This is a genomic window from Mucilaginibacter sp. PAMC 26640, from assembly GCA_001596135.1.
In the GTDB taxonomy this organism is placed as follows: Bacteria; Bacteroidota; Bacteroidia; order Sphingobacteriales; family Sphingobacteriaceae; genus Mucilaginibacter.
On the sequence record CP014773.1, the window covers coordinates 2,942,811 to 2,955,326 of the forward strand.

A 12,516-nucleotide genomic window follows, 5' to 3' on the forward strand; every position below is an offset into this window, starting at 1 on the left:
GAAGGCAATGATGCAATAATATTTATACTCGGACTTTCTTGCGGTAAGTTTTAACCGACGGGGGGGGCGAGATTTCATTATGCCAGTTATAATCAATCTTTTTAACCACCCATTCTTTTTTACCTTTGTACCGTGGCAGCACCCAGATCAACCAAACCTCCCGTAAAGCGCACCGCAAAACCGCCTGTGCGAAAAAAAGCCGTTAAACCGGCAAACAACTGGTGGAAATGGGCGGCGGCCGTACTGCTGATTGTTCTGCTCTCTCCCTGGTATTATGGATACATCCTTAACGGCTTTACAGCAACTTGGCGCTGGATGAGAGACATTGGTGACGACCCGCATTACCGAAGTTATAAAAGCTTTAAGATCAGGATCCCATCGGGTTATCAAATCCACGGAATAGACGTTTCCTATGCGCAGGGTAAAATAGACTGGCGCAAAGTTAAAGCGATGAAAGAAGATAGTGTACAGGTGAGTTTTGCTTTTATAAAGGCTACCGAAGGACTTCTTATTGTTGATTCCTACTTTAAGCGCAACTGGCGCGAAGCACCAAAATCGGGTATTACCTGTGGTGCCTACCATTTCTTCCGGCCAAGAAAAAACGGATTGTGGCAAGCCAGGTTTTTCCTGCAAAATGTAAAAACAGAAAAAGGTGACTTGCCGCCTGTTGCCGATATTGAAACAATTGATGGGGTAAGCCCGCAAAACATGCGGAAGGAATTGAAAGCCTTTTTAAAGCATATAGAAGGCAAAACTGGCGTAAAGCCGCTGATCTATACTAATATTACCTTTTATCAGGATTATCTGGCAGGTTATATCGATGGTTATCCCTTATGGATAGCACATTACTACCAGCCCAAATTAAAACTTAGCGGTACTACCGACTGGCGTTTCTGGCAGCACTCGGATAAAGCACGCGTAAACGGCATTAACCACGCCGTTGATTTTAATGTATTTAAAGGGGATAGTTTAAGTTTTCAGCAGTTGCTGGTAGAATAGTTGGCGGCTTACAAGGCCCGCATTTTATTGCCTTTAGCCTCATGGGTAACCTCTGCCAGGCCCAGGGCTTCCATAAGCGGCGGAATATACATCCCAAAACGGCCACGCAGCCCTTTCTTTAAGCCATACCAGCCACCAACCGGGTTATCAGCAGATCTGCCCCAGGCTTCCACCGTGCCATCTTTTGCCGGCTTCTGCTCATCGGCACTGCCGAGGTCCATCCAGTCGCCGTGTTCTGTAAGCATGCGATGTAAGTCGTCCAGGCATCGGTAGTCATAATGCAATATCGTTTTGCCAACAGTGCAAACCAAGATGGCCTTACCATCTTTGACATCGGTGTGCATAGTGTAATCTGACGAGAGGGGAGGCGTTTTTAATGCCATTGGATTTTCTTTTGTGCCTAAGTTAACTTCCACAATGGGGTATTTATTGGTTAGTCAAAAATAAGTTATTTAAATGATATGCAGTGGATTGCTGATATTTATTCGATGAAGAACGCAAAGACTTTAGTAAATGTTAACCATTCAATTTTTTGAAAGTGACATTTTTCCATACGCTTTAACGGGAAAAGCTGCGACTGCTTTTGTTTTCTCGAATTTATTTACAAAAATCATTTGCTAAATCGGTTTATAAGCTATTTATTTGCTAAATCAATTTAGCTTTATATGAGACGCATTTTATTTTTGTGCTTGTCCGGCTTGTTTTCGTTTGTTGCAGTATTTTCCCAAACCACGCCTCCATTTAAAAATGGAGATAGGGTGGTATTTACCGGAAATAGCATCACCGATGGCGGCCACTATCATTCCTATATCTGGCTGTATTATTTAACGCACTTTCCTGCAAAGCGGATCCAGGTTTTCAATGCCGGGATAGGGGGGGATGTTGCCCAGCAAATTTTTGAACGGCTGGATAGTGACGTATTTGCCCATAACCCAACAGTGGTTACGCTTACCTTCGGGATGAACGATACCGGCTACCAAAATTTGAAGGGCGCAAAGGCCGATTCGGTTTATGCCGCTAAAGTGGCCATATCGTTGAAAAGTTTTGGCCTGATAGAATCTAAACTAAAAAAATACCCGGAGGTGCGTGAGGTCATGATCGGATCCTCGCCCTATGATGAAACATCGAAAACGAAAGTGACGCCGCTGATCAAAAAAAATGCCGCTATTTTACAGATTTCTGCAGAACAGCAGAGGGCGGCAAAACGTAATAAATGGGATTTTGTGGATTTTAATGCACCTATGACAGCCATCAATCTCCACGAGCAACAGCGCGATTCGGCGTTTACCCTGCAGGGCAGCGACAGAATTCATCCTACGAATGATGCGCAGATGGTAATGGCTTATCTCTTTTTGAAAGCGCAGGGGCTTGCCGGACAAGATGTTGCAGATATTAAGATCAACGCCGCGCTTAAAAAAGTTATAGCTGCCAAGAATTGCGCCATCACTCAGTCGTTTATCAGTACTCACCAAATTAATTTTACATACCTGGCCAATGCGTTGCCGTATCCGATGGATACGATTGCCAGCGGGTTTGGAAGGCCGCAAAAATCACAGATGGAAGCTTTGAAGATTATCCCCTTTACGGATGAATTCAACAAAGAAATTTTACAGGTGAAAGGTTTACAGCATAATAACTACCTGCTGAAGATTGACGGTAAAGCCATCGGCACCTACAATGCGGAGGCTTACGCGAAAGGGATTAACCTCGCCACCATCAAAATTACGCCGCAATATCAGCAATCGCTGGCGGTGATGCATATCAATGAGGAGCGCTGGGCGATAGAACGCCGCCTGCGCGAATATTATTGGATTCACTACTCAATTTTAAAACCTCACGGATTGCTGTTTAACGACGGCGATGCCACGGTTGATTCCTTACAGAGATATGCAAAAAACGATTTTTTTACAGCCATCACCATACCTACCTACCAGAAGGCGCGGTTTAAAGCTGTACGTGATACCTGGCAAAAAGAAATGGACCTGTTAACTAATGAGCTGTATACCATCAACAAACCCCTGCCGCACCGTTTCGAGATCACCCTCGTCAATTAATATTTATGATAAAAAAATTACCTGCTTTGCTCATCGCTTTAAGCAGTTTTGTAATGACCACGAATGTGACAGCCCAAACTACAGCCTATTATATTGACGGCTATCACGGTGGTATCTGGGGGCATTACCCGGACTGGAACACCCGTTTTATGGCGGATATGCTAAAGAGTAATCCCGATTGGAAGATCAATATAGAGCTGGAACCAGAGACCTGGGACAGGGCGAAGGCGGTTGATCCTGCAGCCTATGCCGATTTTAAAGCACTTTTCGCCGATCAGTCCATCAACGGCCGTATCGAGTACGTGAACCCAGCCTATGCGCAAAGCTATAATTACAACATCTCTGGCGAAAGTATCATCCGGCAATTCAGCTACGGAATGAAAATGATCAAAACGCATTTTCCCGAAGCCATATTTACCACTTACTCCAGCGAAGAGCCCTGTTTCACCAGTGCGCTGCCGCAGATCCTTAAATCCTTCGGCATTAAATATGCTTCGCTAAAAAATCCTAATACCTGTTGGGGCGGCTACACAGCTCCGCACAGTGGCGAACTGGTGAACTGGATAGGGCCGGATGGCAGCAGCATTATTATCTCACCGCGTTATGACGTTGAAAAGCTGGCGCCTAAATCTAACTGGCAAACCATTGCCTGGAATAACTCGCCGCAATATATTAATGGTGCCATTGCAGAGGGAATGCGGCATCCGGTAGGCATGACCCTGCAGGATGCCGGCTGGAAGAATGGTCCGTTTATTGGCAAAGGTAATAAGGGCAATATCAAGAGCATTTATACTACCTGGCGCAATTACTTTGGCCATATTGCTAAAAACGATGCCCGGGAAAACTGGAAAGTATCGCAGGAAGACATGCTGGTGAGCCTGGTTTGGGGCTCGCAGGTGATGCAGCATATCGCACAGGAAGTAAGGGTGTCGGAAAATAAGCTGGTCATGGCAGAAAAGATGGCCGCGATGGCAAAGATCTATAAAGGAACTGCCTATCCGCAGTCACCGCTCGACTCGGCATGGCGAACGTTGCTCTTATCTCAGCACCACGATTGCTGGATTGTGCCCTATAATGGTAAGCCGGGCAGTTCCTGGGCCGAAGAGGTAGTGGGTTGGACCAACCATACCAACGCCATTTGCGATAGCATCATCGCTTCAGCGCAGGCAGGCAATGGCGGTATAGCAAATAAGGGCGATTATGTAACGATATATAATACCACGGGGACAGCCCGTACCGAACCGGTTAGTTTAGCGTTGCCGGCAACAAAAGATTTCACCGTGTTTGACAGCAAGGGCAGAGAAATAGTCAGTCAGTTAACAGCAGGTGTTGCCAGCCTTAAGGCGAAGCTGAGTTTTGAAGCGACAGTGCCCGCAATGGGCTACGCTGTGTATCAGCTGAAACCTAAATCAACTGCCGTTGCGAAAACATCGCTGGTTAAAATAATGCCTGATGGGCAGTGCCTAATTGAGACCGATTTATATAAAATGGTCATTGATCCGGCGCACGGCGGGTTAATCAAAAGCATCATTGCCAAAAAGCTTGGGAAGAAAGAATTTGTTGACCAGGCCAATAAATGCGGATTTAATGAAATGCGGGGTAATTTTTATAATGACGGCGGCTTTAAGTCGACCGCAGATGTGCCGGCTAAAATTGAATTGCTTGAAGACGGACCGTTACAGGTTAAGCTAGCTGTAAAAGGTTCAATAGCAGGACAAGTTTTTACCCAGGTGATCACACTGGCGCAGGGACAGCCGCGCATCGACGTAAGGTTAAATATTGATTGGAAAGGTAATCCCGGAATAGGCACGGCCACAGCGCCCAAATCATACCGGCTTGATAATCCGCAGAAGTCTTTTTATGATGATAAAACCAAGCTGCTGGCATATTTCCCACTGAACCTTAAACAACAAAAGGTATATAAGAACGCGCCCTTTGATGTGACGGAGAGCAAACTGAAGAATACCTTTTTCACCCGTTGGGACAGCATCAAAAATAACGTGATCCTGAACTGGGTGGACGTTACCGACGATAAGGGGCAGTACGGAATGGCCATCTTTACCGATCATACCACCAATTACGCACACGGCAGTGATTTTCCGCTGGCATTGGATATTCAGTACTCAGGCCTGGGCTTGTGGGGAAGGGATCATCGCATTAACGGACCAACCGAAATTCATTACGCGCTGCTGCCCCACGCCGGCAAATGGGACCAGTCGGGCATTCAGGCCGAGAACGCTAAATGGAACGAACCTTTATTGTTCAGTAGATCTGGGGAAGAACCGGACGTGCGGGAAAAATCACTAATTAAGGTACCGGCGGGTTATGAGATCACTGCGGTGTATTTCGAGGGAAAAGATCTGCTGGTGAGGCTTTTCAACACCGGAGCGGGTAATGTAAAAAGTAAAGTGATATTTAATTGTCAGGCAGACAGGGCCACACTGGTGGAACTCGACGGCAGGGTATTGCAGGCATTGCCGCTGGTGAAAATTAATGCGGAAACAAGTGCTGTTGTTTCAATGCCGAGGTTTGGAATCAGGACAATCAGATTAGTAAATGCAAGGGGAATATAGCTGACCGCCCTGCCGACGCCTACCGGCAACGCATAAGAAGAGTGAACGCGAACCTGCTACCAATTAATTTACAAAACATTTGCTAAATCGTTTTTTCTTATATAATATTGGGCTTATTATAAAACCTATAATATAAACCAACCTATATCTATAGGTTAGCAAATTTCATCTCCGCTTAAGAGAATTCGATGATCAGTAGCCTGCGCGCTTTATACTGTTGTGTTCATTGGTGGAACGTTTAAGAAAAGAATGTTAAATCATATCAAAAAATACTTAGCGGTCGTTGTCGCGCTCAGCGTATCGGCCATGCCGGCGCTTCGCGCGCAAAGTCTGGCCTCTTATGTCAATCCTTTCATTGGCGCCAGTACAAGTACGGCCGATGCGGGCGTATACCATGGCCTGGGCAAAACCTTTCCCGGCGCCACTACGCCTTACGGTATGGTACAAGTGAGCCCGAATACCATTACCGGCGGCGATAATGGCTCTGGCTACAGCTACGAACATAAAAGTATTGAAGGCTTCGCTTTTACACAAATGAGCGGCATCGGCTGGTTTGGCGACTTGGGTAACTTTTTGGTCATGCCGGCAACCGGGCAGTTAAAAACAAAAGCAGGTACGCTTGATCATCCCGAAGGCGGCTACCGCTCGGCCTATGATAAAAAGAGCGAGCAAGCATCCGCCGCCTATTATAGCGTTTTATTAACTGATAACCACATCAAAGCCGAAATGACGGCCGCGCCGCACAGCGGCATGCTGCGTTTTACCTTTCCGCAAAATAAGCAATCACGTGTCCAAATCGACCTGGCCCGCCGGGTAGGGGGTACCTCAACTTCACAATATGTAAAAGTGGTAGATGCCTATACCATACAGGGATGGATGAAATGTACACCGGATGGCGGCGGCTGGGGCAATGGCGATGGCCATGCTGATTATACTGTTTACTTCTATGCGCAATTTAGTAAACCCCTGAAAGATTACGGCGTCTGGAGTGCCGACATCCCGGATGGCTGGAGCCGCAAACGCGAGGATGTAGGCAGCGAAAAATACCAGGCGCAGGTAGCAAGTGCCGCTATCCTGAAAAGGATTAAAGAAAAGCAAGGCAAGCATTTAGGCTTCTTCACCGAATTTGCTACCAAAGCAAACGAGCAGGTATTGATGAAATCGGGTATCTCATTCGTGAGTATGGCCGGTGCCAAAACCAACCTGCAGGCCGAAATGAAAGACTGGAACTTTGATGCAGCGCACCGGCGTGCAGTAGCCCTTTGGGATCAAAACCTGGCCAAAGTAAGTATCCAGGGTGGTACCATCGAGAAAAAGAAGGTCTTTTATACCGCGCTGTACCATACCATGATCGATCCGCGCATTGTTACGGATGTAGACGGGCAATATCAGGGTGGCGATGGCAAAGCGCATAAGAGCTCGTTCTTTAAAAAGCGCAGTATTTTCAGTGGCTGGGATGTTTTCCGCAGCCAGATGCCTTTGCAGACCATTATTAATCCTGCTTTGGTGAATGATATGATCAACTCGCTGGTAACTCTGGCGGACGAAAAAAACAAAAACTATCTCGAACGCTGGGAACTGCTGAATAGCTATAGCGGCTGTATGTTTGGCAACCCTGCCGTATCGGTCATTACCGACGCTTATGCCAAAGGCATCCGCATATATGATGTTGATAAAGCGTATCAGCTATCTGTTGAGTCGGTAGAAAAGTTTGGCAACGGCGACAAGGGCTACTCGGCCGGGGGCAACAGCATTGCGCTCACGCTGGAATACGGCTATACCGAATGGTGCGTATCGCAAATGGCAGGCTGGCTAAAACATCCGGCCGATGCGGCGAAATACAAGGCACGCAGCGCGAGTTACAAAAATATCTGGGATAAAGACAAGGGCTGGTTCCGCCCGCGGGAAGAGGACGGCAGCTGGAAAGCCTGGCCAGACTCGGGCCGTTTAACGCAGTGGTACGGTACCTTCGAAACCAACCCCTATCAGCAGGGATGGTTTGTACCCCATGATGTAGATGGTATGGTGACGCTCATGGGCGGGAGCGACAAAGTAATTGCAGACCTCGATAACCTCTTTGCCAAAACACCCGATAACATGATGTGGAATGATTATTACAACCACGCCAATGAACCGGTGCACCATGTGCCTTTCCTGTACAACCGGCTCGGTATGCCCTGGCTAACTCAAAAATGGACGCGGGAGATCTGTCGACGGGCATATAAAAATGCTGTAGAAGGACTTGTGGGGAATGAAGACGTAGGTCAGATGTCGGCCTGGTATGTTTTGGCTGCTTCCGGTTTGCATCCTGTTTGCCCGGGAGATACCCGGCAGGAGATCACCAGCCCGGTGTTTGATCAGGTAACGATGAAACTGGACCCCACCTACGCTAAAGGGAAATCGTTTACGATTGTAGCCAATAATAATTTGGCCGCTAATATGTACATCCAAAGCGCAAAATTAAATGGTAAAACCTACAATAAATGCTACCTCGACTTTAAAGACATTGCAGCAGGCGGCGTGCTGGAACTAACTATGGGGGCCCAACCCAATAAAAACTGGGGAACAAACTAATATCTATATGAAGAAATTTTATTCTATACTCCTTGGCATCGGGATGTATACAAGTTTAAATGCCCAGACCGTAGCACCGTTTAAAACGGGCGAGCGCGTTGTATTCGTCGGCAACAGTATAACCGACGGCGGTCATTATCATTCTTACATCTGGCTATATTATATGACGCATTTCCCTAACCGCCGCATGACTTTTTTCAACGCTGGGATTGGCGGTGATGCCATTGGCCAGATAGCCGACCGGTTTGACGCCGACGTGCTGGCCCGGAAACCGACCGTACTAACCCTTACCTGGGGTATGAACGATACCGGCTATTTTGAATGGTACCGTAAAGATGCACAGGCTTTTATGGATAACCGTCTTACAGGAAGTTATAAAACCTACGAGGGTGTTGAAGAGAAACTTAAGAAACGTACCGACATCCGGAAGATTATCATTGCTGGTTCGCCCTATGATCAAACATCAAAGTTTACCACCAAAAATATATATCCCGGTAAAACCGAAGCCTTTGCCAAAGTGATTGCTTACCAGCAGGAATCGGCCAGGAAGAATAATTGGGGTTTGGTGGATTTTTACCACCCGATGGACGCCATCAACAAACGCGAGCAGCTGAAAGATTCCACTTTTAGCCTTACCCCGAACGATCGGATCCACCCGGATAATAATGGTCACCTGGTGATGGCTTACCTGTTCCTGAAAACACAGGGACTGGCCAATAATGCCGTGGCAGATATTAGCATCAGCGCAGCCGGCAAAAAGGTATCAAAGGCAGCAAATTGCACCGTGCTGAACTTGGCGGTTACTGCTAATTCAGTCTCCTTCAATTATCTAGCGAAGTCTTTGCCGTATCCGCTTGATACGATTCCGCGCGGCTGGGGCAATAACAAAAAACAGTCGGAAGCCTTAAAAGTGGTTCCTTTTACCAAAGAATTTAACCGGGAAATCTTAGCGGTGAAAGACCTGAAAGCAGGTACTTACAACTTGCTGATAGACGGCGAACGCATGGGAAGCTGGAGCGCAGCAGATTTTGCAGCGGGGATCAACATGGCAGAAATTACCATTACTCCGCAATATCAGCAGGCTATTCAGGTGCGCGAGCTGAACGAAGAACGCTGGGAAATTGAACGCCGTTTTCGCAACTATATGTGGATAGAGTATGATTTTCTGAAAGGAAAAAACCTCCTGTACAAAGACAATAATGCCGCCATGGATTCCGTCAGCAAGTACGCCCGGAAAGATCCGTTTGTAGGCGGTAACAAAGATAATTATAGCCGCGCCCGCTATCAAAGTGTGCGCGATGCATGGCAAAAAGAAATGGATGTACTTATTAACCAGATCTACGCCATCAACAAACCGCAAACGCACCGGATAGAGATCGTTGCATCAAAATAACGCCCAGATATATGAATATGAAAAAAACCCTAACCTTATTACTGATCAGTGCGGCATCGTTCGCGCTCAAAGTTCAAGCGGCTAACGTTGATACAGCCTTAACACACAGTGCCGCCATGAACAAGGATATCAAAGCGGTGATTGTTAAACCGGCCGACTACTCCGCAGCCAAAAAATACCCGGTTGTTTATCTGTTGCACGGCTTTAGCGGTAACTATAGTGACTGGATAAAAAAAGTACCTGCTATTACTGCATTGGCCGATACTTATCACCTGATTATCGTTTGTCCGGATGGCGCATTTGCCGGCTGGTATTTCGACAGTCCCGTGAATAAAGAATGGATGTTTGAAACCTATGTAGCCAACGAGCTGGTGACTTATGTGGATAAGCATTATGCTACCATTGCCAACCGGAAGGGTAGGGCCATTACCGGTTTAAGCATGGGGGGCCATGGCGCTTTGTTTTTGGCCTTTAAGCACCAGGATGTTTTTGGGGCGGCAGGCAGTATGAGTGGTGTATTGGATATTCGGCAGTTTTCGGATGCCTTTGGTATTGAACAGGTTTTGGGTAAGTATAGCGAGCATCCAGATGTTTGGGAGCAGCATTGCGTGGTGAGCCTGGTTTACCTTTTAAAACCAAACGCGCTGGCGCTTACGTTCGACTGCGGTTACGATGATGCTATGTACAGCGGTAACCAGGAATTGCACGAAAAATTGATGATGCGTAAAATCCCGCACGACTACTCGGTAAGGCCAGGCGGGCACTCCTGGGAATATTGGGCTAACTCGGTAAACTACCATATGCTGTTTTTTAGCCGGTACTTTAATAATCAGAAATGATCTGTCCGGTTCTGTTGAAAACATCACTTATAACCTCTTCAAAACTTATTAAAATGTCAAATAATATTCCTTTATAAGTGGATTTTATTAAAAATAAAAAATTGTAACAAAAACTTTGCTAAATCGTTTTTACGATCTATATTAGCAGTATAGTTCTGTACGGAATTATAAACCAATTATTTAATCAGCAAATACACAGCCCTTTTTAATTTCGTTCAGCGATAAGTGCTAAAACGATTTTTTTAAATTGATACCGTATATAATGCTGAAGCTTAAGTGCTTTATTGTAATAACCTATAATATGAGAAAAATTTACTTTCAGTTTTCTGTGTGCGGTTCGTTGCTCTTCTTGCTGTTGTCGGCATCGTGCAAAAAGGAGGGCTTTTTAAGCCAGACCACCACCTCCAATTTAACGGAAGAGACTGTGTTTAAGGATAGCGCCAATACGGTAAGTTTTTTGGCCGGGATTTACGCCAATGTGGGCTTTAGCGCTGCTGCCGATAGGTTTACTTATGGGCCAAATGAATTCAGTCAAACACCAAACGGTGGTCTCGATGCATCTTCTGATGAGGCCGAGGTCTACAATTCCGGTGGATCCACCGCCTTGGCCTGGGAAACCGGTACCATTAATGCCGCGGTAGTTACCAATGATGCGTACAAAAAATGTTACACCAATATCCGCGGTGTCAACCTGTTGCTTAAAAATATCGCTAAGGCACCGATCAATGCCTTTGTCAAAACGCAGATGAAAGCAGAAGCCCGCTTCTTAAGGGCCTGGTACTACGCCATTCTTTTAAAACATTACGGAGGGGTTCATTTGGTGGGAGACAGTACCTATAATTATACAGAAAGTATCCCGGCTGCACGTAATACTTACGAACAATGCGTCAACTACATTTTAGCCGAATGTGACGCTGCCGCGATTGATCTTCCTACTATTCAAAGCGGTATCAGTTACGGCCGGGCTTCCAAAGGCGCCTGCCTGGCACTTAAATCCCGTGTGCTGCTTTATGCTGCCAGCCCGCTGTTTAATGACAAACCTGCGCTTGGCGGCACAAAAAATGATCTTTTATTAGGTTATGGCAATACCGACCCAAATCGCTGGAAACTGGCAGAACAAGCAGCTGCCGCAGTAATTGGTTTAGGTTCTTACTCTTTATATTCTGACAACTCCAAACCTGGCATCGGATTCCAAAACCTTTTTACCCTGCGTTACAACAACGAATACATTTTCCAGCTGATGCGCCCCACCGGTAACGTGGATCTGGAAGCGCTTTTTGATCCGCCATCACGCACGGGTGCCCATGGCGCATTTCCGCTTCAGGGCCTGGTAGATGCCTTTCCTATGGCTACTGGTAAAGCTATTACCGATCCAACATCAAACTACAACCCGCAAAAACCATATGATGGCCGCGACCCCCGGTTGGAGTTTACCGTAATCCGCGATCAAACATCCTTGCAAAACAGGTTAGTATCGGGCTTTTCTCCGGTTAACATTTACCAGGGTACATTTAACGGCGTTGGGGCTGGTCCAGATGCCGTGCATGTAGGTACCTCTACCGGTTATTATTGCAACAAAATGCTTTCACCGGGCGCAGTTTCCCAGGATTTTATCCACCGTACCGACCGCGTATTACCATTGATACGTTATGCAGAGATCCTGCTGAACTATGCAGAAGCAGCTAACGAGTATGAGGGCCCTACAACTCTAGTGTACCAGGCTGTTGAGTCTATTCGCCAGCGGGCAGGACTAAACCCTTATCAATTGCCTGCAGGATTAAGTAAAGAAGACATGCGCACTGCGATACGGAATGAACGCCGGATAGAGCTTGCTTTTGAAGAGCACCGCTTTTGGGACGTCAGGAGATGGAAGATAGCCGACCAAACCGATAATATCCAAACCACCGGGATGGAAGTTAACCGCAACGGCAACGCCGCTACTTTTACCATATTTAACGTACGCAAACGCAATTTCCGCCCGGCAATGTATTTCTGGCCTCTACCACAATCTGAGGTGGCCAAATCAGCGGATGTGATACAAAACCCAGGCTATTAACCGGTTAAATCAATTAAATGAAAAATAA

The 12,516-nt window shown here is 46.5% G+C and carries 8 protein-coding genes; 7 read left to right on the forward strand and 1 reads right to left on the reverse strand.

Annotation, left to right across the window (positions count from 1 at the left end; all coding sequences use genetic code 11):
* Positions 1–132 precede the first annotated feature (132 nt).
* Positions 133–999 (forward strand): glycoside hydrolase, encoded by an 867-nt coding sequence (locus tag A0256_12855; GenBank protein AMR32248.1) that lies wholly within the window; start codon positions 133–135, stop codon positions 997–999.
* Between the two features lie 8 nt (positions 1,000–1,007).
* Here A0256_12855 and A0256_12860 read toward each other — a convergent pair whose 3' ends face one another.
* Complete coding sequence (locus tag A0256_12860; protein AMR34538.1) at positions 1,008–1,382, reverse strand: hypothetical protein; 375 nt, start codon at positions 1,380–1,382, stop codon at positions 1,008–1,010.
* 282 nt (positions 1,383–1,664) lie between these two features.
* Here A0256_12860 and A0256_12865 point away from each other — a divergent pair, with 282 nt between their 5' ends.
* The 6 genes from A0256_12865 (at position 1,665) to A0256_12890 (ending at position 12,488) form a co-directional block, all read left to right on the forward strand.
* Positions 1,665–3,053 carry a hypothetical protein gene (locus tag A0256_12865; GenBank protein AMR32249.1) on the forward strand — a complete coding sequence of 463 codons (1,389 nt, stop codon included), beginning with the start codon at positions 1,665–1,667 and terminating at the stop codon, positions 3,051–3,053.
* Between the two features lie 53 nt (positions 3,054–3,106).
* Positions 3,107–5,626 (forward strand): hypothetical protein, encoded by a 2,520-nt coding sequence (locus tag A0256_12870; GenBank protein ID AMR34539.1) that lies wholly within the window; start codon positions 3,107–3,109, stop codon positions 5,624–5,626.
* 249 nt (positions 5,627–5,875) lie between these two features.
* Positions 5,876–8,200 (forward strand): alpha-1,2-mannosidase, encoded by a 2,325-nt coding sequence (locus A0256_12875; GenBank protein AMR32250.1) that lies wholly within the window; start codon positions 5,876–5,878, stop codon positions 8,198–8,200.
* Between the two features lie 7 nt (positions 8,201–8,207).
* Entirely contained in the window at positions 8,208–9,593 is a 1,386-nt protein-coding gene (locus tag A0256_12880; protein AMR32251.1) for a hypothetical protein, read from the forward strand.
* 17 nt (positions 9,594–9,610) lie between these two features.
* Positions 9,611–10,432 (forward strand): XynC protein, encoded by an 822-nt coding sequence (locus tag A0256_12885; protein ID AMR34540.1) that lies wholly within the window; start codon positions 9,611–9,613, stop codon positions 10,430–10,432.
* A gap of 301 nt (positions 10,433–10,733) precedes the next feature.
* Positions 10,734–12,488, forward strand: a complete 1,755-nt coding sequence (locus A0256_12890; protein ID AMR34541.1) for a hypothetical protein — start codon at positions 10,734–10,736, stop codon at positions 12,486–12,488.
* Positions 12,489–12,516: the final 28 nt, after the last annotated feature.

Bases quoted from the DNA above. Each gene is read 5' to 3' on its own strand.
- A0256_12860 (AMR34538.1), bottom strand. From the start codon at position 1,382: ATGGCATTAAAAACGCCTCCCCTCTCGTCAGATTACACTATGCACACC.
- A0256_12865 (AMR32249.1), top strand. From the start codon at position 1,665: ATGAGACGCATTTTATTTTTGTGCTTGTCCGGCTTGTTTTCGTTTGTT.
- A0256_12870 (AMR34539.1), top strand. From the start codon at position 3,107: ATGACCACGAATGTGACAGCCCAAACTACAGCCTATTATATTGACGGC.
- A0256_12875 (AMR32250.1), top strand. From the start codon at position 5,876: ATGTTAAATCATATCAAAAAATACTTAGCGGTCGTTGTCGCGCTCAGC.
- A0256_12880 (AMR32251.1), top strand. From the start codon at position 8,208: ATGAAGAAATTTTATTCTATACTCCTTGGCATCGGGATGTATACAAGT.
- A0256_12885 (AMR34540.1), top strand. From the start codon at position 9,611: ATGAAAAAAACCCTAACCTTATTACTGATCAGTGCGGCATCGTTCGCG.
- A0256_12890 (AMR34541.1), top strand. From the start codon at position 10,734: ATGAGAAAAATTTACTTTCAGTTTTCTGTGTGCGGTTCGTTGCTCTTC.